Source organism: Halomonas chromatireducens, assembly GCF_001545155.1.
Classification (GTDB): domain Bacteria; phylum Pseudomonadota; class Gammaproteobacteria; order Pseudomonadales; family Halomonadaceae; genus Halomonas; species Halomonas chromatireducens.
In genome coordinates this window covers 1634073-1657860 of the sequence record NZ_CP014226.1, presented here as the reverse complement: position 1 = coordinate 1657860, position 23788 = coordinate 1634073, and the positions used below count along the sequence as shown (strand labels likewise).

Genomic DNA, 23788 nt, shown 5'->3' with positions numbered 1-23788 from the left:
AGGGCATAAGGCCAGGCATCAGACCCAAGAGACACGAAACGTCACGACAATAGACAGGAGACGACAATGAACAGCCACCAGGCCCCCACAACCGACCCCCGTCACGACCCCAGCCGCCGGATCGCCGCCCCCACCGGGACCGAACTCAGCTGCAAGAGCTGGCTCACCGAAGCCCCCATGCGCATGCTGATGAACAACCTTCACCCGGACGTGGCAGAGCGCCCCGAGGACCTGGTGGTCTACGGTGGCATCGGTCGTGCCGCCCGGGACTGGCAGTGCTTCGACGCCATCGTCGACACCCTCAAGCGCCTGGAGGACAATCAGTCGCTGCTGATCCAGTCGGGCAAGCCGGTGGGCGTGTTCGAGACCCACAGGGACGCGCCGCGGGTGCTCATCGCCAACTCCAACCTGGTGCCGGCCTGGGCCAACTGGGAGCACTTCAACGAGCTGGATAAGCAGGGCCTGATGATGTACGGCCAGATGACCGCCGGCTCGTGGATCTACATCGGCTCCCAGGGCATCGTCCAGGGTACCTACGAGACCTTCGTCGAGGCCGGGCGCCAGCACTACGACGGCAAGTTGGCCGGGCGCTGGATCCTCACCGCCGGCCTCGGCGGCATGGGCGGCGCCCAACCCCTGGCCGCGACCCTGGCCGGGGCCTGTTCGCTGAATATCGAGTGCCAGCAGACCAGCATCGACTTCCGCCTGCGCACCCGCTACCTGGACGAGCAGGCCAGCGATCTCGACGACGCACTCAAACGCATCGAGCGCTACACCGCCGAGGGCAAGGCGGTCTCCATCGGCCTGTGCGCCAACGCCGCCGATATCCTGCCGGAGCTGGTCAAGCGTGGCGTGCGCCCGGACATGGTCACCGACCAGACCAGCGCCCACGACCCGCTGCATGGCTATTTGCCGTCGGGCTGGAGCTGGGACGAATACGTGGCCCGGGGCAAGACCGAACCCGCCGACGTGGTCAAGGCCGCAAAACAGTCCATGGCGGTGCATGTTCAGGCCATGCTCGACTTCCAGAAGATGGGCGTGCCGACCTTCGACTACGGCAACAATATCCGCCAGATGGCCCAGGAAGAGGGCGTGGAGAACGCCTTCGACTTCCCCGGCTTCGTACCGGCCTATATCCGCCCGCTGTTCTGCCAGGGCATCGGCCCGTTCCGCTGGGTGGCGCTATCCGGCGACCCGGAAGACATCTACAAGACCGACCAGAAGGTCAAGGAGCTGATCCCCGACGACCCGCACCTGCACAACTGGCTCGACATGGCCCGGGAGCGGATCGCCTTCCAGGGCCTGCCGGCGCGGATCTGCTGGGTGGGCCTCAAGGATCGCGCCCGCCTGGGCCAGGCCTTCAACGAGATGGTCGCCACGGGTGAGCTCAAGGCACCCATCGTCATCGGCCGCGACCACCTGGACTCCGGCTCGGTGGCCAGCCCCAACCGGGAGACCGAAGCGATGATGGACGGCAGCGACGCCGTCTCCGACTGGCCGCTGCTCAACGCCCTGCTCAATACCGCCGGCGGAGCGACCTGGGTCTCGTTGCACCACGGCGGCGGCGTGGGCATGGGCTATTCACAGCATGCCGGGGTGGTGATTGTCGCCGACGGCAGCGAAGATGCCCACGCACGCCTGGGCCGGGTGCTGCGCAACGATCCGGGCACCGGGGTGATGCGTCATGCCGACGCCGGTTACGATATCGCCAAGCAGTGCGCCCGCGACACCGGCCTCGCCCTGCCGATGCTGGAGAAATAAGCGCACCACACCAACGCCCGACGCGCTGAGCGCTGGGGACAAGGTGAAGCGAGGGTCTTTTGCCATGGATGGCAAAAGTAGCGCCCAGGGACGGGTTTACAGCGCCCTCGCGAAGGCTTGTCGACAGATCAGCTCGGCGCGAGCTACCAGCGCCCGACGCGCTGAGCGCCGGGGCAGACCGAAGAGGAGGCCCGATTCCAGGGAAGGAATCGGTAGCGCCAAGGGAGGGGTTCATAGCGCCTCCTCGAAGGTCTGCCGCCGGAAGAGATCCAATCCAGCAAGGCAATGAAATAAGCCCAAGTGGCAGACAGGAATCCCCTATATGACTCATCTCGAGATCCACCCCGGCAAGATGACCCTGGCCCAGGCCCGCCAGGTGTTCGAAGCGCCGCTGACGGTCAGCCTGCCGGCCAGTGCCGACCAGGCCATCCAACGCGCCGTCGATTGCGTCAATCAGGTGGTGGCGGAAGACCGTACCGTCTACGGCATCAATACCGGCTTCGGCCTGCTGGCCCAGACCCGCATCGACAAGGAGCACCTGGAAGAGTTGCAGCGCTCCCTGGTGCTATCCCACGCCACCGGTGTCGGCGCACCCATGGACGATGCCCTGGTACGCCTGATCATGGTGCTCAAGGTCAACAGCCTGGCCCGTGGCTTCTCGGGCATTCGCCGAAAGGTGCTCGACGCCCTGCTGGCACTGGTCAATGCCGAGGTCTACCCACACATTCCGCTAAAGGGCTCGGTGGGCGCCTCGGGCGACCTCGCGCCCCTGGCCCATATGAGCGTGGTACTGCTGGGTGAGGGCAAGGCGCGCTACCGGGGTGAGTGGGTCTCCGCCACGGAAGCACTGACCATCGCCGGCCTCGAGCCACTGGCCCTGGCCCCCAAGGAGGGCCTGGCACTGCTCAACGGCACCCAGGTCTCCACCGCCTATGCGCTCAAGGGGCTGTTCGAAGCCGAGGACCTGTTCGCCGCGGCCACGGTGTGCGGCTCACTGACGGTGGAGGCAACCCTCAGCTCGCGCTCCCCCTTCGATGCCCGGATCCACGAGGCACGCGGCCAGCCTGGCCAGATCGATGCCGCGGCGGCGTACCGCCACCTGCTGGGCGAGCGCAGCACGATCAGCGATACCCATGCCGACTGCGACAAGGTGCAGGACCCCTACTCGCTGCGCTGTCAGCCCCAGGTAATGGGTGCCTGCCTGACCCAGCTGCGCCAGGCCGCCGAGGTGCTGGCGGTGGAGGTCAACGCGGTATCGGACAACCCGTTGGTGTTCGTCGAGGGTGGGGACATCATCTCCGGCGGCAACTTCCATGCCGAACCGGTGGCCATGGCCGCCGACAACCTGGCCCTGGCCATCGCCGAGATCGGCTCGCTGACCGAGCGCCGTGTATCGCTGATGATGGACAAGCACATGTCCCAGCTGCCGCCCTTCCTCGTGGAGAACGGCGGGATCAACTCCGGCTTCATGATCGCCCAGGTCACCGCAGCGGCCCTGGCCAGTGAAAACAAGGCATTGTCGCACCCCCACAGCGTCGACAGCCTGCCCACCTCGGCCAACCAGGAGGACCATGTCTCCATGGCCCCGGCTGCCGGCAAGCGCCTGTGGGAAATGGCCGACAACGTGCGCGGCATTCTCGCCATCGAGTGGCTCGCCGCCTGCCAGGGACTCGAGTTCCGCAAGTCAGCGGACGGTCAGCACCTGGCCACCACCGAGCCGCTGGAAAGGGCCCGCCGCTCCCTGCGCGAACGAGTCGCCTACTATGACAAGGACCGCTTCTTCGCCCCGGATATCGAAGCCGCGACCGAGCTGTTGAAGACACGTACCCTCAATGCGCTGGTGCCAGTGTCGCTGCTGCCCAGCCACTGAGCTGAGCAGACGGGCTCTCGAAGGGCGTCAGCGTCATCCTCGCCCGCAGCAGCCCTTGAACTTGCCACCGCTGCCGCAAGGACAGGGGTCGTTGCGGCCCGGCTTCAGGCGGGTCACGCTGGGGCTGCCATCGAGGTAGACCCAGCGCCCTGCCTCCAGCACGAAGCGGGAGTTCTCCTCCAAAACTGCCCAGCGTCCGCCTTCACGGAAGGTGGCGCGAAAATGCACTCGGCCGCGGGCCGAGTCCCCCTCTCCCTCCTCACTCGCATCCAGCACCTCGAGACGCACCCAGCGGGTCGCGCCACCCGAATCGAGATGTTGCGGGCGCGTCGACGCATGCCAGGTCGCCAGCAGGTAATCGGTCAGGTCGAGGGCGAAGGCACTATAGCGCGATCGCATCAATGCCTCGGGATGGGGTGCCGGCTCGCCTCGGTGGAAACGACCACAGCAGGCTGCCAGAGCATTGCCACTGCCGCACGGGCAGGGCTTAACGTCCATTGATTCGAGGCCGAAATGCCCTGAAGGCGCGGCGCTCGGGCTGCTGTTGTGGCTCATGACTCACTTCTCCTACACTGGAAGGCAACTTGCCGACCTGGCACAAGTTGAACTCCTGTTCCTGTTGGGCAACCGCACTTGCCTTGAAATCAAGGATACACGTAACTCTACACTTGCTAACCAGGACCGCCACGCATGGTGGCCGGCATTAATTCCTTCCCTCTACTTGCCATTCCTTTATTCATGATGGCCGGATCCATCATGGAGCGTGGCGGTATATCAAAACGAATCGTTGGCTTGGCGAGTGCATTGGTCGGGCACTTCNGCAACACCACCGGGAGTCCTTCGGCCTCCAGTCGTGAGCTAAAGCTTCTCCTACAGCGGTGTGGCACCGCCGGTGGAAAGAATCGTTGTTGGAGCGCTGCTTTGCATCGCGGCTGGCGCCGGTAGGCGCCTTGGCGGAGGCTGCCAGCGTTCGCGGTGTTCGCTAGCCACGGCAACACCGCCGGGAGTCCTTCGGCCTCCAGTCGTGAGCTACAGCTTCTCCTACAGCGGTGTGGCACCGTCGGTGGAAAGAATCGTTGTTGGAGCGCTGCTTTGCATCGCGACTGGCGCCGGCAGGCGCCCGGCGGAGGCTGCCGGCGTTTGCGGTGTTCGCTAGCCACGGCAACACAACCGGGAGTCCTTCGGCCTCCAGTCGTGAGCTAAAGCTTCTCCTACAGCGGTGTGGCACCGCCGGTGGAAAGAATCGTTGTTGGAGCGCTGCTTTGCATCGCGACTGGCGCCGGCAGGCGCCTTGGCGGAGGCCGCAGCACTGACGATATCCGCAACGTTTCCAACACCGCCGGGAGTCCTTCGGCCTCCAGTCGCCGATGCGTCGGACCGGATCTAAAAATACTCCAACAGCAGTGTAGTTCACGTTGGTAGAGAGAATCATTGTTGGAGCGCTGGTTCCCATCGCGACTGGCGCCGGCAGGCGCCTTGGAGGAGGCTGCCAGCGTTCGCGGTGTTCGCTAGCCACGGCAACACCGCCGGGAGTCCTTCGGCCTCCAGTCGTGAGCTGAAGATACTCCAACAGCGGTGTAGTCCGCGTTGGTAGAGAGAATCATTGTTGGAGCGCTGCTCCGCATCGCGACTGGCGCCGGCAGGCGCCTTGGAGGAGGCCGAAGGGGCAGTTGCAGGAGCGGAACACTCGGCAGGGTGTTAGAATCGAGCTTCGCATCGAGTCGTCGTATCGACCGTGCAAACGACAAGGGATTGGGGGCTACTCAAAATAATGGTGGCCAAAAAAGTTGCCTGACCTTCTGCTGAACGAAGTGGGGCAAGGCTCCGGGCACTGTTGCTCCCCGTTCTGAGGTTGCCATGTCAGCGGATCTCCATCGAATCACCACCAAGCGCGACTTTGATCGTTCGTTAATCGAGGCCATTCATGAGGCCTCACCCGATGGCATCCTCGTGGTAGATGATCAGGGGATGATCGTGTCCCACAATCGGCGCCTATTTGAGGTGTTCGATATTCCTCTTGAGGCGTTGCCGGGTGACCATGGGGGTAACCTGTCGGGGTATTCCGAGCAGGCACCGTTGGCCCTAGCGATGGACCGGCTCGAAGCGCCCGAGGCATTTCTAAAGCGCACGCAGGAACTTTACGACGATCCCTCAATGGAGGACCACTGCGAGCTTTCATTGAAAGATGGCCGCACGCTGGAGCGCTTTTCCAAGGCTCTCTGGGGTAATGACAAACGGTACCTGGGACGAGTCTGGTTCTTTCGTGATATCACGCCGCGCAAGGAAGTTGAGCGCAAGCTGGAGGTTCTGGCGCGGCGTGATCCTCTAACGGGCGTCGCAAACCGTCGTCATTTCTTCGAGTTATCCGGGGCAGAGGTGGCTCGAGCCCGGAGGTACGGGACGTCGCTTTCCCTGGCCATGCTCGACCTCGACCACTTCAAGCAAATCAATGACCGCTTCGGACACTCCGCCGGTGATCGGGTACTGATCAATTTCTGCAATGACGTTGCCACATTGCTGCGCGAATCGGACGTCCTGGCTCGTCTCGGGGGTGAGGAGTTCGTCGTGCTGTTGCCTGGATCAGACCCGGATGGTGCCTTCCAACTGGCCGAACGCCTGCGCGGTCATGCCGAGAAAGCGATTGTAGAAGAGGGAGAGAGTCGCATCCGGTACACGGTGAGTGCTGGCGTGGCGAGCCTTACGCCTGACGATGCCTCGATCGAAACCGTCATGGGGCGGGCCGACGATGCCCTCTATGCTGCCAAGGCAGCCGGGCGCAACTGCACGAGGCATGAAGCCCCACGGTGATGAACAGGCTGTGCGCAGCCAGCTTTCGGAAAGCGCCTAGCTATCAATCCAGCCATATTGCATCCCAATAGGGATACTCACCGATATTCTCCACCAGCCCTGCCCGCAACGGATTGGCGACGATATACCGCGCCACGGTGCGGATATCCTCGTCGGAACGCAGGGCACGGTCGTAATACCCGGTGTCCCATACCCGCAGCCCGACCGACATCGAGACATGGGATTTATATATCCTGACGGCATGCGCGAGATCACCTTTCAACTGCAGTAGCCAATGGACATGGTCGGGCATGACGACAAAGGACTGCGTTTCGCACTGTGCATCCAGGGTGGAAATCGAAAACGTACGGCAGGCCTTGCAGGCAGTACGAAAGTCTTCAAAGAACGGATAGCGACGGCGCGTCACAAGCGTAATGTGATAATAGTGGCCGGGGATGGAGCGACGACCTGCTCTGAGAGCGCGCATACCGGGCGTTGTCATTATAAAGACTCATGTTGGGCTGGCTCAGTTCAGAGTATTTGACTGAGCTAATATGTCGTTAAGCCATTTGCGGACCTTGTTGTAGGCCGTGACCAACAGAGCGTGTAATCAATTTGTGGCGTTTTCCGTCAGCATCGGCAACACCGACGGTAGAAAGAATCTTTGTTGGAGCGCTGCTCCGCATCGCGACTGGCGCCGATAGGCGCTTGGCGGAGGCCGCAGCGCTGGCGATATTCGCAACGTTACCAACACCGCCGGGAGCCCTTCGGCCTCCAGTCGTGATCTGAAGATACTCCAACAACTACGTGGCACCGTCGGTGGAGAGATTCGCTGTTGGAGCGCTGCTCCGCATCGCGACTGGCGCCGGCAGGCGCCCGGCGGAGGCTGCAATGTCATGAAAGAACAGCTGTTGGAGCGCTGCTCTGCATCGCGACTGGCGCCGGCAGGCGCCTGGCGGAGGCCGCAGCGCTGGCGATATTCGCAACGTTACCAACACCGCCGGGAGCCCTTCGGTCTCCAGTCGCCGATGCGTCGGACCGGATCTAAAAATACTCCAACAGCGGTGTAGTTCGCGTTGGTGGAGAGAATCATTGTTGGAGCGCTGCTCTGCATCGCGACTGGCGCCGCCAGGCGCCTGGCGGAGGCCGCAATGGCATGAAAGAACAGCTGTTGGAGCGCTGCTCTGCATCGCGACTGGCGCCGCCAGGCGCCTTGGCGGTGTTACATCATTACTCTACGCCACCACCACAATCGGCAGGGGGACATTGGCAAGCAGTTCGGGGTCTTCGTCGAGGAGGTGTTCCAGCTCGGTTCGATGCAGCAGCAAACCGCCGGCATCGGCGTGGGCGAGCTGTTTTTCCAGTTCCCGGGCATGGCGGACCGGCAGTGGGGAGTGGCCGTCGAAGAGTGCCGTCAGCCAGTCGGGTATGGTTTGTTCGCCGTTAGACTGCGCCTGGCTCAGCGTTCGTAGCGGGCCGCGCCGGAAGGGGTGCCGTTCATCCCAGAGCAGTACCGTGCAGGGGGCTTCCAGTATGAGCCGGCGGCTGGTGGAGCCTAGCCGCGTGCCCCAGCGCTCTGTCGTGCCGGTCTTGCCCAGTACCAGCACATCCCCGGCGCCGGCCTTGGACAGGGCTTCGCCGACGACCGGGCCGCGGCTGACTTCAAGGCGATGCCGCAGGTCGCGCCCGGCCACGGCGAGTGCTAGCGACTGATTTACGCGCTGTAGCTGTCGGGCGATGCTGGCTTCCAGCGTATCCGCGGTCAGCGGCCGTGTGACGCCCGACTGCGCGCCGATCTCGCAGGAGAACGGAAAGGCCGCACAGCTCAGCAGGTCCAGGTCCTCGACATAGACTGCAACAAGCTCGGCCTGCCGACGGCTGGCCAGGTCCACGGCGGCCGCCAGGGCTGCCTGGCTATGCCGCGAAGCGTCGAGCAGCGCCAGTACGCGTACCACTTCGAGAAGGGGTGTGTCGCCGGAAGGGGGCGTGTCAGGCTTGGTCATCGTCACGCGCCTCCTCGTCCCTGTCGTTCTCCTGATCGTTCATCTTGCCGCTGTGCCCACGATTCTTGCTTGCCACCTTGTGGAAGGCCTCGAGACGCTCGGCAACCAGGGCGTTGACGCTGCCCTCGGGATAGTTGCCCTCATCGTCGCGCTCGCCCGGTGTCATGTCGGTCAGCAGTGCCAGTGCTTCGTCCAGGTCGTGAATGGCATAGACCTTGAAGTCACCCGCAGCAATGGCTTTGCGAACATCCTCCTTCAGCATCAGGTGCGCCACGTTGGTTGCCGGCAGCAGCACGCCGCGGCCCTTGACCTCCCCCCGCGCCCGGCAGATGTCGAAAAATCCCTCGATCTTCTCGTTGACGCCGCCCACCGCCTGCACCATGCCGTATTGATCGATGGAGCCGGTCACCGCCAGGCGCTGGTCGATGCCGACCCGGGCGATGGCCGAGATCAGCGCGCAGGCCTCGGCCACGGATGCGCTGTCGCCCTCCACGCCACCGTAGGACTGTTCGAAGGCGAGGCTCGCGGAGAGCGAGAGTGGAGAATCGGGGGCATAGCGGCTGGCCAGGTAGCGGGAAAGGATCATCACCGCCTTGGAGTGGATGCGCCCGCCCATGCGTGCCTCCCGCTCGATGTCCACTACCTGGCCGGCGCCAGGGCGCGCGGTAGCGGTGATACGACTCGGCTGGCCGAAGGCATAGTGGCCCAGGCTCAGCACCGAGAGCCCATTGATCTGGCCGACCTGGAAGCCATCGGTACGAATCGCCACCGTGCCCCGGGTGATCATTTCATGACTGCGCTCATGCAGGCGGCTGGCCCGCCACAGCTGCTGCTCCACCGCCTTCTCCACGTGGGTGCGGCCGATGACCTTTGCGGCTGCCTGGTCGGCCCAGTGGTCGGCCTCTTCCAGCAGGTCGCTGAGTTCGCGATGACGGGCGGTGAGCTTGCCCTGGTCATCGGCCAGGCGGCTGGCCCGCTCGATCACCGCCGCCACGCCGCTGCGATCCAGCGGGCGCAGGGCGGAATCCCGGGCCAGGGTGGCGATCATTCGCGCATACAGGGGCTGGTTGGCGTCGTTGCGCTCCAGCTCATCCTCCAGGTCCGCCTGCACCTTGAAAAGCTCCAGGAAATCGGGGTCGTGTTCGCACAGCAGGTAATAGAACAGCCGCTCGCCGAGAAGCACGACCTTGAGGTCCAGCGGAATCGGCTCCGGCTCCAGGGTGGTGGTGCTGATCAGCCCATACGCCTGCTCCAGCGACTCGGTACGGATCTCGCCGGCACGCAACACGCGCTTCAGGGTCTCCCAGGCACCGGGCTGCATCAGCAGGGCGCGCACATCAACCACCAGGTAGCCACCGTTGGCGCGATGCAGGCCCCCGGCGCGGATCAGCGAAAAGTCGGTCAGCAGGGTGCCGTTGTGGACATGGTGCTCGATACGCCCCACCAGGTGCTGATGGGTCGGCAGATCGAGATAGACCACCGGCGCACCCTCGCAGCCCTTGTTGTCGACGATCAGATTCAGCTGGAAGCGGGTGAACAGCGCTTCCGGCGGAATATCCGGCTCCTCGTCGATAAACGAATCCACGTTGGCCACGATCGCCTCGCGGATGGCCGCCAAGTGGGCCTGTACGCCTTCCTGCTCCACGTAACGCTGCTCCAGCTCCTCCAGTGGGGCACCTATCGCGGTCTGCAGCATCTCCTCGTTCAGGGCCACGACCTGCTCGCGCAGCAGTTTCGCCAGCCTCGGCATCTGGCGAATGGCATGGGTCAGCTTCTTCTGCAGCACCTTTACCGTGCCTTCGATGCGTTCGCGCTCATCCTGGGACAGCTTCTCGAACTCGTCCGGCGACATCATCTTCTCGTCGCTGTTGGCCGGGGCGAAGGTGAAGCCGTTGGGAGTGGAGAGCAGCAGGATGTCGTGCTCACGGGCCTCGCGGCGCACCGCCTCGATGGTATCGCGCTGGCGCTCGCCCATGGCCTGTTTCAGCTCGTGCAAGCGGTTCTGGTACTCGTCCCCCTCGAAGACCGCGGGAATCGATGTGCTCAGCTCCTGGGTCAACTGCTCGATGTCGGCGCGCAGAACCCGGCCCATGCCGGTGGGCAGCAACAGATGAAAAGGACGGGATGGGTCATCGAAGTTGAAGCGGTAGGCCACGTCCGGTGGGGTGGGCTCGTCACGGGAACGCTCGGCAAGGAAACGTCCCACCAGCTGATGCTTGCCATGCCCGGGGTGACCCAGGACGTAGAGATTAAAACCATCGCTGCGCATCGCGGTACCGAAGTCCAGCGCCTCCCGCGCCCGGTCATGGCCGCTGAGCAGATCCAGCGAAGCAAGCTCACTGCTCACCTCGAAATCGAACGCCTCCTCCGGGCAGTGGCAATACACTTGCGTCGCATCCAATGGTTTCAAGATTGCTGCCTCCCTGTTCTTGATGCACTTTGATGACGCTTCATCCCAGTATGGCGGAGTACATGCAGATATGCCTGATATAGGTCAAGAAGGAAGAGTTGGGCCTGGTGGAGAGGATCGCTGTTGGAGCGCTGGTTTCCATCGCGACTGGCGCCGGTAGGCGCCTTGGCGGAGGCTCCGACGTTGGCAGTGGTCGCTAACACAGGCAACACCGCCGGGAGGCCTTCGGCCTCCAGTCGTGATCTGAAGATACTCCTACAACTTTTTCTCATATGGTGGGGTTCTGTTGGAGCGCTGGTTCCCATCGCGACTGGCGCCGGCAGGCGCACGGCGGAGGCTCCGACGTTGGCAGTGGTCGCCACATCGGCAACTCCGCCGGGAGGCCTTCGGCCTCCAGTCGTGATCTGAAGATACTCCTACAACTTTTTCTATAGTTGGCAGTTCTGACATCGCAAGGCCCCTGCCCTTGTTGTATTCAGTAAAGCGAAAAGAGTGCCCCACCCCGGGGCTTCCTGCAAACCTGCTCCACTCACGGGCAGGATACCGCTTTTACGCGCTCCGCTCTTCACTCCTTGACCAGTCACTCCTTGCCCGGCCCATCTCTCACCTGCCTGCACGGTAGATGCCCTGGCAGGAAAAGCCCTCTTCCGGACTTGCAAAGTGCGACTTTCTGGCCCATGCTGAAAACATCCTGACCATTTGGTCAAATGGTTGCAGTCTAAGCTACCCCTCTAAGCTACCCCTGCAGGGTCAACAACAGGCTCCACTACTGATTTCAACAACAGGCTTAACGAAAGACTCAACAAGAGACACGGCGATGATCGACTTCCTGCTCAACGGGCAACCGCGCCATTGCGAGGCAAGACCCGAAACCAGCGTGCTTGAATTGCTGAGAGAAACCCTTGGTGTCACGGGTACCAAGGAGGGTTGCGCCTCCGGTGACTGCGGTGCCTGCACCGTTGCCATTGGCGAAAAAGGCCCCGACGACGAGCTGCGCTACCACAGTGCCAATGCCTGCATCACTCCGGCCCATCAGTTGAATGGACGCCATCTGGTCACCGTGGATGGCCTCGCCGATGGCGACAACCTCCATCCCGCCCAGTCCGCCATGGTCGAGTGCCATGGCAGCCAGTGCGGCTTCTGCACCCCGGGCATCGTCATGTCGCTGTTCACCCTTCACGAGGAGCAGCGCAGGGAGACCGACAAGGCTCTGGCACCGCTGACGCCGCAGCGCCTCGAGGCCGCCCTAGGGGGGAATCTCTGCCGCTGCACGGGCTACCGCCCGATCCGCGACGCCGCGCTGAGCATGAACGAGCACCCGGAGCATCGCCCGCTGTGGATGGACGCCGCCGCTCCTGAGCCGAAAGCCCAGCACGCCGCTGATGAAAGTCCCTTTGCCCAGCCCACCACGCTCGCCGAATTGACCGAGTGCCTGGCGCGCCACCCCGAGGCACGGCTCGTTGCCGGGGCCACCGACCTGTGGCTGGAGAGCACTCAGCGGCTGGTACGCTTCGAGCGGCTGATCGATGTCACTCGCGTCGCCGAATTGAACGTCATCGAGGAAACCACCCTCGAAGATGGCCGCAAGGGCTGGTGGATCGGCGCCGCCGTGACCTATACCCGCATCGAGCCGCTGCTTGAAGAGCATTTTGACGCCTTCGCCCACCTGCTCCATCGACTGGGCTCTTCCCAGATTCGCAACCGGGGCACCCTGGGCGGCAACGTGGCCAACGCCTCGCCCATCGGCGACACCCCGCCGGTACTGCTGGCGCTGGGCTCGCGCCTGCGCCTGGTCGGCCCCGAGGGTGAGCGCGAGTTGCCGTTGGACGACTTCTTCCTCGACTACAAGCGTACCGCCCTGCAGCAGGGTGAAGCGATTCACGCCCTGTTCCTGCCCCACCCCGTCGCGGGGGAAACGCTCAAGGTCTGGAAGCTGTCCAAACGACGTGAGGACGATATTTCCGCCGTGCTCGGCGCCTTCGCCTGGCGCCTGGAAGATGGCGTGATGCGCGACGTGCGCCTGGCCTTTGGCGGCATGGCCGCCATTCCCAAGCGTGCGGCCCGGGCCGAAGCGGCGCTGGAGGGCAAGTCGCCCACATCGGCGGCCTTCCAGGAGGCACGGCTGGCGCTGTCCCAGGACTTCCAGCCCATGTCGGATGTGCGTGGCAGCGCCCACTATCGCCAGGTCTCCGCCGCCAACCTGCTCGAACGCCTGCGCCTGGTCATTGCCCAGGACGCCACAGACAGCCCCCGGGAGGTGATGCTCCATGCGTACGCTCACTAAGCTTTCCAAGGCGCCCGAAACCGCGCCAGACTCCAAGGCGCCCGGAACCGCGCCAGAGCTGAACCAGGACGTCGCCGAGGACGTGAGTGCCGACTCCGCGACGGCGCGTCACGAGCTCGACGGTCGCATCAAGGGCGACGGCCCCCTGGCCCGCGACACAATTCCTTATACCAACGCTCATCCGCACTCCCAGGCCCATGAGAGCGCAATCAAGCATGTCACCGGGCGGGCGGCCTATATCGACGACCTGAGCGCACCGGCCGACACCCTGCATGTGGCCATGGGGCTCTCTCCCGTCGCCCACGGCCGCCTGACCCGCCTCGACCTGGACAAGGTCCGCGCCATGCCCGGCGTCGTGGATGTCATCGCCGTGGGCGATGTGCCCGGCCACACCGATATCGGCCCGGTGTTCCCCGGCGACCCCATCTTCGTCGAGGAGGAGATCAGCTACGTCGGTCAGGTCATCTTCGCCGTGGCCGCCGAGAGTCATCGCGCCGCGCGGGAAGCCGTCCAGGCGGCCGTCGTGGAGATCGACGAGCAGCCGGCCTGCCTAGACCCGGTGGCCGCCGCCGAGCGGGAAGAGTTCGTGCGCCCCACCCACGTACAGCAGAGCGGCGACTGGGAGCAGGCATTGAAAGACGCCGCCCTGGTCGTGGAGGACGAGCAGTTCGTCGGCGGCCAGGAGCATTTCTACCTGGAGGGCCAGGCATGTCTGGTGCAGCCCACCGAGGACGAGGGTGTGGTGGTCTTCACCTCCAACCAGCACCCCAGCGAGACCCAGAAGCTGGTAGCCGAGGTGCTGGGCATTCCATTCCATGCCGTCACCGTGGAGGTGCGCCGCATGGGCGGCGGTTTCGGCGGCAAGGAGACCCAGGCCTCGCCCTGGGCCTGCATTGCCGCACTGATCGCCCGCCGCACCGGCCGCACCACCCGCGTGCGCCTGCCCCGAGCCGAGGACATGCGCGCCACCGGCAAGCGACACCCCTTCCATAACCGCTACCGGCTGGGCGTCGACGAGACTGGCGTGATCCTTGGCGGCGAGATCACCGTGATCGGCGACTGCGGCTACTCCCCCGACCTGTCCGACGCCATCGTCGACCGCGCCATGTTCCACAGCGACAACGCCTATTCGCTGGGCGATGCCCGGGTGACCGGCCACCGTGCCCGCACCCATACCGCCTCCAATACCGCCTTTCGCGGCTTCGGCGGCCCCCAGGGCATGATGGTGATCGAGGCGGCGATGGACGATATCGCCCGGCGCATCGGCGAGGACCCGCTGACGGTACGCAAGCGCAACTTCTACCGCCCCGACCGCCAGACCACCCACTACGGCCAGCATGTCGACCAGATCGCCCTGCTCAAGGCACTGGTCGAACAGATCGAGACCAGCAGCGACTACTGGGAACGGCGCCGGGCCATCACCGAGTTCAACGCCGACAGCCCCATCGTCAAGAAAGGCCTGGCGCTTACGCCGGTGAAGTTCGGCATCTCCTTCACCGCCAAGCACCTGAACCAGGCCGGCGCGCTGCTCCACGTCTATACCGACGGTAGCGTGATGATCAATCACGGCGGCACCGAGATGGGCCAGGGCCTGCACACCAAGATCTGTCAGGTGGCCGCCCGGGAACTGGGCCTCGATACCGCAGAGGTACGCATCAGCGCCACGCGTACCGACAAGGTACCCAACACCTCGCCCACCGCGGCCTCAAGCGGCGCCGACCTCAACGGCCAGGCCGCTCGTGACGCCTGCGTGAAACTCAAGGAGCGCCTGTTCGACTTCGCCCACGAGCACCTCTACCCGGATCAGGGCCTCGACCGGGAAGACATGCGCCTGGAAGCCGGCCATCTCGTCGCCGGTCACGGCGAGAGCGAGCAGCGCATTCCCTGGGGCGAACTGGTCCAGGCGGCCTACCTCAACCGCATCTCGCTCTCGGAGAAGGGCTTCTACGCCACGCCGCTGATCCACTACGACCGCAACGTCGGCCAGGGCCGCCCCTTCTACTACTACGCCTTCGGCGCCGCCGTGGCCGAGGTCAGCGTCGATACCCTGACCGGGGAGTATCAGGTCGACCGGGTCGATATCCTCCACGACGTGGGCGACTCGCTGAACCCGGCCATCGACCTCGGCCAGGTGGAAGGCGGCTTCATCCAGGGCATGGGGTGGCTGACCAGCGAGGAGCTGAAGTGGAACGACGCCGGCCGGCTGATCTCCGACGGCCCCGCTACCTACAAGATCCCCACCTACGGCGACCTGCCGCCGGTGTTCAACGTCAAGCTGATGGAGGGCCACCCCAACTCCATGGCCAGCATCTACCGCTCCAAGGCCGTGGGCGAGCCGCCCTTCATGCTCGGCATGGCGGTGTGGTCGGCGCTGCGTGACGCCCTGGCAAGCCTGGCCGACTATGCCGAGGCGCCGCGCCTCGACACCCCGGCCACGCCGGAACGGGTACTGATGGCCGCCGAGACCCTGCGCGCCAGGTACAATCCCTGGCCGCTGGAAAAGGGTGCCAAGTGATGACCGCCCGGCGTCCCGCAAGCTGGCATGAGGCCCTGCACCGATTGCAGCGGGACGGTCTGCCCCATGCCCTGGCCACCGTGGTGACCAGCGCCGGGTCGACCCCGCGTGAACCCGGCGCGCGCATGGTGATCGCCGAGGATGTCGTGCATGACACCCTCGGCGGCGGCACCTTCGAGTTCCAGGTGATCGACGCGGCCCGGGAAAAACTGGCACGCGGCGAGAGCGGCATGAGCCTCGAGGCCTTCGCCCTGGGCGGCCGCAGCGGCCAGTGCTGTGGCGGCTTCGTCAACGTGCTGCTGGAGATCTTCCCCGGCAGTGCGGCGACGCTGGCCATCTTCGGCGCCGGCCATGTCGGCACCGAGCTGGTGCGCCTGGCCGCCCCGCTGCCCTGGCGCGTGCTGTGGCACGACAGCCGCGACGGCGTCTTCCCTGACTGGGCCGAGGCGCAGCCGCGCCTGGCATGTCGCCACGCGGCCGATCCGCGGGCCTCCGTGGCCGCCCTGCCGGCTGGCAGCCACGCGCTGGTGCTGACCCATGATCACGCCGAGGATCGCGAGCTGGTCGACGCCCTGCTACAGCGCGGCGACATGGCGTCAATCGGCCTGATCGGCTCGAAGAGCAAGTGGGCGAGCTTCCGCTCGCGGCTCACCGACGCGGGGCACGACGAGGCGGCCTTGGGCAGCGTGCGCTGCCCCATCGGCACGGCTTCCGGTGGCACCGGCGGCGACAAGACGCCCTACGCCATTGCGCTGGCGACCCTGGCCGAGCTGCTGCCTCTGGTGGGCAACGCCGAACGCGCCGACCAACGCGGCCTCGACCCGGCTGAACTGCGTGCTCTGTTTGGCCAGAACGCTTAATAGCCATGCTCAATACCCAATGACAGCCGCCCAACGATTACGAAGGGCGCCGGGGGCTGGCCGAAGAGGAGGTCATTCTTCAGGGATGAAGAATGTAGCGTCCAGGGAAGGATTCACAGCGCCTCCTCGCAGGTTTGCCGCCGGATCAGCCCGATAGCAGAAACGAACGAGCCCCTATCATGACGACAAACGACTCGCGCATAATACGCGCCGAACTGCTGAGCTTCGATGCCGACCCCGGCGAGGGCGACACCCCCGCCGAGGGCAGTGTTCGCCATATCGAGGACGGCGCCCTGTGGATCGAGGATGGCCGCATACACGCCATCGATGAATTTGCACGCCTCGAAGCGGACCTGCCGCCGGGCATCGAGGTGATCGACCATCGCGGCAAGCTACTGATGCCCGGCTTCATCGACAGCCACGTGCATTACGTGCAGCTCGAGATCATGGCCTCCTACGGGCGCCAGCTGCTCGACTGGCTCAACGACTACACCTTCCCCGAAGAGTGTCGCTTCGCCCAGTACGATCATGCACTGGCGCTCTCCAATGCCTTTCTCGACGAGGTGCTGCGAGTCGGCACCACCACCGCCCAGGTGTTCTGCTCCAGCCACCCCGATTCGGTGGACGCCTTCTTCACCGCCAGCAGCAAGCGCGACCTGCGCATGCTGGCCGGCAAGGTACACATGAATCGTCACGCCCCCGAAGCGCTCTGCGACGACACCCAGGGCGGCGTACGCGACGCCGAGCGGCTGATCAGCGACTGGCACGGCACGCGCCGGCTCGGCTACAGCCTGACGCCCCGCTTTGCCCCCACCTCGACCCGGGAGCAGCTGGACGCCACCGGCGGCATGCTGCGCAACGACCCCAGCCTGTGGCTGCAGACCCACCTTTCCGAAAACACCGGCGAGCTGGACTGGGTCGCCGAGCTGTTCCCGGAGAGCCGCGACTACCTCGAGGTCTACGAGCAGTCCGGCCTGGTCGGGCCGCGCAGCACCTTCGCCCATGGCATTCACCTCGACCAGGAGATGCGCCAGCGTCTCGCTGATCGCGGCGCCAACCTGGCCTTCTGCCCAAGCTCAAACCTGTTCCTGGGCAGCGGCCTGTTCGACCGCCAGGCGGCATCCGACATCGGGCTCAACGTTACCTATGCCAGCGATGTCGGCGGCGGCACCGACCTCTCCGGCCTGGCCACCCTCAAGGCCGCCTATCAGGTCGGCCAGCTGCGCGGCCAGCCCCTGACCGCCTGGCAGGGCCTCTACGGCCTGACCCTGGGCAACGCCAAGGCCCTCTCGCTGGATGAGAACATCGGTCGCCTGGCAACCGGCATGGAGGCCGACTTTGTGGTGCTCGACCCCGATGCCACACCGCTGCTGGCCAGGCGCCATGCCCGCTGCCGCACCCTCGGCGAGCGACTCTTTGCCCTGATGATGTTGGGCGACGACCGCAGCATACTGGAGACCTGGGCCGGCGGACGCTGTCAGCATAAGCGTGAGCAGGCCTGAAAAAGAAAATGGCGAGTGGTTCTCGTGAATCCACTGTTCCAGCAGGAACAGGATTCATGAGGACCACTCGCCACTGATAAAAAGCCTTTTCTAACTGGATATCAGCCTGTCACCGTTCTCCAGCAGGCTCATAACGCGCTCACGTCTCGCTCAGATTCTTGATGATGAAGCTACCAAGCTGCCGTGTATTCAGGGGATTTCCATTGCCGTTCAGCAGACTGAGGTTGAGCCTCCTGGCCAACTCCCGAAGCACCGGTTTTGCCGGAACCAGAAGCACGCCATCCTGCTCCACCTCGATGCTGCCGTTCTCCAGCTCTCTGACCATGTAACCCTCGAACCCAACCTCGCGCAGTACCTTGAGTGCATTTCGCGGCCGCTCCTTCCGAGCAAGACGCCTGAGAGGCAAATGCTGCTTTCCACCTCGTGCTTCTGGCATGTAGCTTATTGCCTCCTGCACAGGCGCGTTCAACAGCGTCTCGATCTGCATTTCGTCGGTATTTATACGAAGAATGATCACCCTGTCGACGAATGAAAGGGAGTTAGCGTTAAACGTGACGTGCCCCCCCGAACCCATCCTCGCCGTAGTCTTGACGGATATCCGTTCACCCTCTCCGCTGACGACATCGTAACCCTGCTGGTTGACCTCGGTAGCCATCTGCCCATTGGTGATGAGCGCCGCGTAAAGCTCCCCGATCCGGCCACAGAGATGGCGCAGTTCGGTCGGCGGCACGCCCCAGTTGAGTTCGCGTTCAAACCATGCCATCGCCTCACCCAACGACTGAATGATCTGCATCTGTGTGAGTGCCATAACACCTCAGTTAGTCCTGTCTCCAGCTGAAGGTTTCAGTGCTCAATCAAGCTATCTCTCGTAGAAAACAGAAAATTGCCACCACAAGCGTCGTTTGGATTAAGGCCAATGTTGCAATCACGCACTCGTCGCGGCATTGCCTTTTAACTATTTCGTGGGGGCATGAAATATAACGCAGAGCTAAGCCGCCGGGGAAAGCGCTCAGCGCTTTTCACGGTCGGATCCAGCGCCACGCTAGAACCATGGGCACTAAGACACGGCTGCCCATATTCAGTCTTGATAACATGGCTGTCCTGTTCTTTCGTTCCTTTTTCCTCTCAATCTGCCACTACCGAAACCAGGAAAAGGACACCAGGAAATGTTCGAAGGCCAGAAAAAGAATTGCCGCTGAACGCATACTGCATTCGATCGGGTAGCACCCACGCCCCCACCCAGGAAACGCAGCTAGGAAGACTGCGAGCAGCCGCACCTACAAATCTATCCATATCGGCTGCACTGACTGGACATTCATCACCTTCCTGCGCAGCAACGCCTTTCAGAAGGTTCCTGTATATCGGCAGCACGACCATTGATATCTTATAGGTGCTATCCACAAAAGAAAGGTTTTCCAACTCTTCACCGTTGATCCTATTGAGCTGCTCTACCGATGCGTTTATTTTTGCGTGTGCGTCCTGCGTAACGCTCCCTTCGAACAACTGCCAACTATGCTTTGCCTCTATCAGATAAACCCAACGATCTTCCTTCTGCACCCAGTAATCAAGCCAGCCCGCTGAGCACGACTCACCAAGTTCTTTCCGCCGCGTGGGCACCTCCTGCATCGCACCGAACCCCAGATTGTAGAATGCTGGCAAGAATATTGAGCTTAGCTGCCGCTCCCCGTAGGAAAACACGAAGTCACCTATAGTATCAAATACTTGAGTCGAGACCTTAGCAAACTCTTGCGCGACCTCATCAAGCAGCTCTCCTGTCTTGATCTTCCCAGTTTTTAGCGGAATCTTCTTGTGAAATGTCTTTACCTTTCCACAGTTCCTAATGGTTCTCCATGACATGGCATTCCCCCTAATGAAACTAGTCGTTAAGTTCGAATCCTAGTCGCGATGATAATAGGTGAAGGACAGCCGTTATCCTACTGAAAAACATCGAAACCCTTTCCCTACTATAACACTCAGCGTCAAAACTGAGACATTAGTTAGAGGTGCGACCTGCGAGCCCAGATTGCACCCGTGTCACGGCACCCGGTCCCGTTTTACCGTGACATCCAGCATGAAACCGCACTTGCAAGGGCTCATCGGAGGTCGCAGCCCCTACCGAGACCGCTAACCTTGCTAGGGCTTACCGAGACCTTGCGCCAACTTACGAATGCTATCTCACCTCACCCATGAGAACGGTTATCGATCTGTTACCCCCAGACCTTGAGCATGTTTTACTTGGATGACTGGGCGGTGCTCCGCCAGGAAAAAGGAGATCATCCGTGCCGACCTTCCACTATCAGGTCTCGACAGGCTCAGCCGGTAAGGTGTGAGTCCGCCATATATGGGCATCATTCGCCAAGAGCTATTCGGCGTCGGCGCGCCCGAGGGAAACCGCTCACTTGGGCCGAAGGACACGCCCTCCCGGCTTCGTGACAGCTGAGGCGCTGCAGGTAAAGCTTAAGCATGGCTTTCCTGCCACTCTCGTTTGTCGCCACCTTGGCGCTTCGCGGGAGCCTTCCTCAAAATCCAACCTTGGCTAATCACGAAATTCCGCCATTTTGTCTGCCCCACTATCTCTACGATCCATATGATGACGTCATCTAAAACGTGGAGCGTAGAGCCTGGCTCTGTGCCAGTGGGAGTGTTCCTCTTCAAGGGTGTAGCCTTGCCGATACTGGGGGAGTGAAGGGTCCTGGGAAATGTCGTTCAAAGCCAGCTTGACGATGGCAGCCAGGCGCTTTGTAGGCGACTTGCTACGGTAGCCGGCTGGATCTTTCAATTCGAGCCGCTCCACCTTGTCAGTGAGAGATTCAACCTGGTCAAGGAACAACGGGTAGGCGTAGATCGTCCACCCGTTAACCCCCTTCGTTTATCAGAGTGCCCAATCAGGGGGTTGAACCGAGGGGTTGCCGGCGCCGATCCACTTCAACAGCACCGAGTCGCTTAATCACCGGGTAACTTATCCACGCCATCACGTCCTGGACAGTGGAGCCGCCGCGATCAGTCGAGGAGAGATGCACGTCGAGAGCCGACTTAAATTCGCCCATATGCGCCTCGGCACTGCCGCGCTTGCGATACAGCGCCAGGACCTTCTGCGGCGGCCAGTCGAACTTGCCGAGGTTGGTGACCAGGAAGAAGGCATGCAGCAGCAGATCATCGGAACGTTCATTCACCACCAGCAGCACGCGTCTCGGCGATGGCCACGAGCCCACCTGATACGCAACCATGGCGAGCAGTCCTCTTGAATCGTGTTCTGACAGGAACTTCTTGATTCTACGAGAGTACTGCTCGCCTCCTCTTTTCTGCCTCAACCCGGTGAATTAGGGAGTTTATCCCTAAATTGCCCATGTTGCCTATATTGCCTATAGGCCCATCGTGCAGAGGAGTCCAGCGGACAAGGAAACGTGGCTCGGCCAGTGAGGTCGGTCTGGCAGCAGTTCAAACAAAAAATAATCGGCAAAGCGGTCTTCGACGCCGTGGTTGCCGCGAGCAAACGCCAGCGAGGTACAACACATGGCAGACGATTTGCGTGACAGCGCCTTGAACTACCACCGATTCCCCCGCCCCGGCAAGCTGGCGATCCAGGCGATCAAGCCCATGGCCAGCCAGCGGGACCTGTCGCTGGCCTATTCGCCCGGGGTGGCCGCGGCCTGCGAGGAGATCGAACGCGACCCCCTGATGGCGGCCGAGTACACCGCCCGCGCCAATCTGGTGGCCGTGGTCAGCAACGGCACGGCGGTGCTGGGGCTGGGTGCCATCGGCGCCCTGGCCTCCAAGCCGGTGATGGAAGGCAAGGCCGTGCTCTTCAAGAAATTCGCTGACGTGGACGTGTTCGACATCGAGATCGAGGAGCGTGACCCGGACAAGCTGATCGAGATCATCGCTGGTCTGGAGGCCACCTTCGGCGGCATCAACCTGGAAGACATCAAGGCACCTGAATGCTTCGAGATCGAGCGGCGCCTGCGCGAGCGAATGAAGATTCCGGTGTTCCACGACGACCAGCACGGTACCGCCATCGTCACGGGAGCCGCCCTGCTCAATGGCCTGCGGGTGGTGGGCAAGGAGCTCGCCGACATCCGCCTTGTGTGCAACGGCGCGGGCTCCGCAGCCCTGGCCTGTCTGGATCTGGCGGTGGCCCTGGGGGTACGCAAGGAGAATATCCTGGTTTGCGACCGCAGTGGCGTGATCCATACCGATCGTACCGAGGAGATGGATACCTACAAGGCGCGCTACGCGACCCGGACCGAGGCCCGAACCCTAGCCGATGCCATGAAGGGGGCCGACGTCTTCTTCGGTCTCTCGGCCGGAGGGGCTCTCAAACCGGAGATGGTGGCGACCATGGCCGACCGGCCCTTGATCCTGGCCATGGCCAACCCTACCCCGGAAATCATGCCGGAGGATGCTAAAGCGGTTCGCCCGGATGCGGTGATCGCCACCGGTCGTTCTGACTACCCCAATCAGGTCAATAACGTCCTGTGCTTCCCGTTCATCTTCCGGGGCGCCCTGGACTGCGGCGCCACCACCATCAACGAGGAGATGAAACTGGCCACCGTCAAGGCCATCGCCGATATGGCGACCACTACGGTGCCGGAAACGGTGGCGGTGGCTTATGGTGGACAGGCGATGACCTTCGGCCCGGAGTACATTCTGCCCAAACCCTTCGCCCCGCGCCTGATCGACACCATCCCGCCGGCAGTGGCCAAGGCCGCCATGGAGAGCGGGGTGGCCGCTCGACCCATCGCGGACCTCGATGAGTACGCCCGCACGCTGTCACGACTGGTATACCGCTCCGGCAATGTGATGGAGCCCGTGTTCGAGCGAGCGAGACAAAATCCTCTCCGCTTGCTCTACGCTGAAGGCGAGGACGAGCGCGTGCTCCGCGCCATGGAGGTCTGTGTCAGCCAGCACTACGCCAAGCCCGTGCTGATCGGCCGCCGTGCGGTCATTGAGGCCCGCATCGAGGAATTGGGCCTGCCGGTGAAGCCCGGTGTCGATTTCGAGCTGATTGACGCGCAGGAGTCTCCCGACTGCACCGAACTGGCCAGCGACTACCACAAGCTGATGGGGCGACGCGGTGTCCATCCTGAGGCCGCTGAAAAGCGAGTACGCAGCCGGGCCACCATCCTGGCCTCACTGCTGCTGCGTCGGGGCGATGTGGACGCCATGATTGCCGGCCCGGTGGGAACTTACCACGAGCACCTGGACCTGGTGCTGGACGTCATCGGTCTGCGCGATGGCGTCAGCACGCCTGCCTCCCTGCAACTACTGATCCTCGAACGTACCACCCTGTTCATTGCCGATCCCTTCGTCAACTACAACCCCGATGCCAACCAAATCGCCGAGATCACCCTGCTGGCCGCGGAGCAGATTCGCCGCTTCGGCATCACGCCCCGGGCGGCCCTGGTCTCCCACTCGAATTTCGGCAGTTCCGACTTCGACAGCGCCGTAAAGATGCGCCAGGCACTGGCGCTGATCCGAGAACGCGCACCGGATCTAATGGTGGACGGCGAAATGCAAGCCGATTCGGCGCTGTCCACCGGCGTTCGCGGGCGCATCCTGCCTGATTCGCTGCTCGATGGCGAGGCCAACCTGTTGATCATGCCCAACCTGGACGCGGCGAACATCGCCTTTACCGCCTTGAAGGTGCTGGGCAACGGCGTCTCTGTGGGCCCCATCTTGCTGGGGGCCGCCAAGCCGGTACATGTGCTCAACCGCACGGTCACCGCACGGGGTATCGCCAACATGAGCGCCTTCGCCGTCGTTGAAGCACAGACCCATCAATAACTAGAACAATGC

Annotated in this window: 16 protein-coding genes and 1 pseudogene; 9 read left to right on the top strand and 8 right to left on the bottom strand. The window is 63.1% G+C overall.

The features are described 5' to 3' along the window. Window positions 1-66 precede the first annotated feature (66 nt). Together hutU and hutH are read left to right on the top strand one after the other, a co-directional pair. Complete coding sequence (gene hutU, locus LOKO_RS07700; RefSeq protein WP_066447246.1) at window positions 67-1761, top strand: urocanate hydratase; 1695 nt, start codon at window positions 67-69, stop codon at window positions 1759-1761. A gap of 322 nt (window positions 1762-2083) precedes the next feature. Then, window positions 2084-3631, top strand: coding sequence for a histidine ammonia-lyase (gene hutH / locus LOKO_RS07695; RefSeq protein WP_066447243.1), 1548 nt, complete (start codon window positions 2084-2086; stop codon window positions 3629-3631). A 33-nt stretch (window positions 3632-3664) separates the two neighbouring features. Here hutH and LOKO_RS07690 read toward each other — a convergent pair whose 3' ends face one another. Further along, window positions 3665-4129: a YchJ family protein gene (locus LOKO_RS07690; RefSeq protein WP_066452274.1), complete on the bottom strand. Its 465-nt coding sequence runs from the start codon at window positions 4127-4129 to the stop codon at window positions 3665-3667. A gap of 192 nt (window positions 4130-4321) precedes the next feature. Between LOKO_RS07690 and LOKO_RS19825 the strand changes: the two genes are divergently transcribed. Beyond that, window positions 4322-4576, top strand: a complete 255-nt coding sequence (locus tag LOKO_RS19825) for a TRAP transporter large permease subunit (protein ID WP_083517492.1) — start codon at window positions 4322-4324, stop codon at window positions 4574-4576. Between the two features lie 912 nt (window positions 4577-5488). Beyond that, entirely contained in the window at window positions 5489-6439 is a 951-nt protein-coding gene (locus LOKO_RS07685) for a sensor domain-containing diguanylate cyclase (RefSeq protein WP_066447240.1), read from the top strand. Between the two features lie 43 nt (window positions 6440-6482). On the opposite strand, the gene LOKO_RS07680 is transcribed toward LOKO_RS07685, so the two are convergent. The 3 genes from LOKO_RS07680 to LOKO_RS07670 form a co-directional block, all read right to left on the bottom strand. Next, a complete protein-coding gene (locus LOKO_RS07680) occupies window positions 6483-6920 on the bottom strand; it encodes an REP-associated tyrosine transposase (RefSeq protein ID WP_066447238.1) in 438 nt (145 codons plus the stop codon). 733 nt (window positions 6921-7653) lie between these two features. After that, window positions 7654-8421, bottom strand: a complete 768-nt coding sequence (locus LOKO_RS07675) for a universal stress protein (RefSeq protein ID WP_066447236.1) — start codon at window positions 8419-8421, stop codon at window positions 7654-7656. Then, entirely contained in the window at window positions 8408-10831 is a 2424-nt protein-coding gene (locus tag LOKO_RS07670; protein WP_235588972.1) for a Lon protease family protein, read from the bottom strand. The genes LOKO_RS07675 and LOKO_RS07670 overlap by 14 nt, the downstream gene beginning before the upstream one ends. An 817-nt stretch (window positions 10832-11648) precedes the next feature. On the opposite strand from LOKO_RS07670, the gene xdhA reads away from it, so the two are divergent. The 4 genes from xdhA to guaD all read left to right on the top strand — a co-directional run bounded on the left by xdhA (window position 11649) and on the right by guaD (window position 17992). Beyond that, window positions 11649-13115: a xanthine dehydrogenase small subunit gene (xdhA, locus tag LOKO_RS07665; protein WP_066447227.1), complete on the top strand. Its 1467-nt coding sequence runs from the start codon at window positions 11649-11651 to the stop codon at window positions 13113-13115. After that, a complete protein-coding gene (gene xdhB, locus LOKO_RS07660) occupies window positions 13099-15630 on the top strand; it encodes a xanthine dehydrogenase molybdopterin binding subunit (RefSeq protein WP_235588971.1) in 2532 nt (843 codons plus the stop codon). Before xdhA ends, xdhB begins: the two co-directional genes overlap by 17 nt. Beyond that, window positions 15630-16490, top strand: coding sequence for a xanthine dehydrogenase accessory protein XdhC (gene xdhC, locus LOKO_RS07655; RefSeq protein ID WP_066447225.1), 861 nt, complete (start codon window positions 15630-15632; stop codon window positions 16488-16490). The genes xdhB and xdhC overlap by 1 nt, the downstream gene beginning before the upstream one ends. 179 nt (window positions 16491-16669) lie before the next feature. After that, on the top strand, window positions 16670-17992 hold the full coding sequence (gene guaD / locus LOKO_RS07650) for a guanine deaminase (protein ID WP_066447223.1): 1323 nt from the start codon (window positions 16670-16672) through the stop codon (window positions 17990-17992). Window positions 17993-18131: 139 nt separating this feature from the next. On the opposite strand, the gene LOKO_RS07645 is transcribed toward guaD, so the two are convergent. From LOKO_RS07645 to LOKO_RS20610, 4 genes and pseudogenes are all read right to left on the bottom strand, one after another. After that, on the bottom strand, window positions 18132-18800 hold the full coding sequence (locus LOKO_RS07645) for a DUF6998 domain-containing protein (protein ID WP_066447220.1): 669 nt from the start codon (window positions 18798-18800) through the stop codon (window positions 18132-18134). A 317-nt stretch (window positions 18801-19117) separates the two neighbouring features. After that, the gene (locus tag LOKO_RS07640; protein ID WP_066447216.1) at window positions 19118-19849 is read right to left on the bottom strand and encodes a hypothetical protein; all 732 of its coding nucleotides are present in this window, start codon (window positions 19847-19849) and stop codon (window positions 19118-19120) included. A 739-nt stretch (window positions 19850-20588) separates the two neighbouring features. Beyond that, entirely contained in the window at window positions 20589-20837 is a 249-nt protein-coding gene (locus tag LOKO_RS18735; protein WP_083517491.1) for a type II toxin-antitoxin system YhaV family toxin, read from the bottom strand. Between the two features lie 76 nt (window positions 20838-20913). After that, window positions 20914-21303, bottom strand: a pseudogene (locus tag LOKO_RS20610) (transposase); the annotation flags it as partial. Between the two features lie 202 nt (window positions 21304-21505). On the opposite strand from LOKO_RS20610, the gene LOKO_RS20495 reads away from it, so the two are divergent. Next, entirely contained in the window at window positions 21506-23776 is a 2271-nt protein-coding gene (locus tag LOKO_RS20495; RefSeq protein ID WP_066447211.1) for an NADP-dependent malic enzyme, read from the top strand. The last annotated feature ends 12 nt before the right edge of the window (window positions 23777-23788 follow it).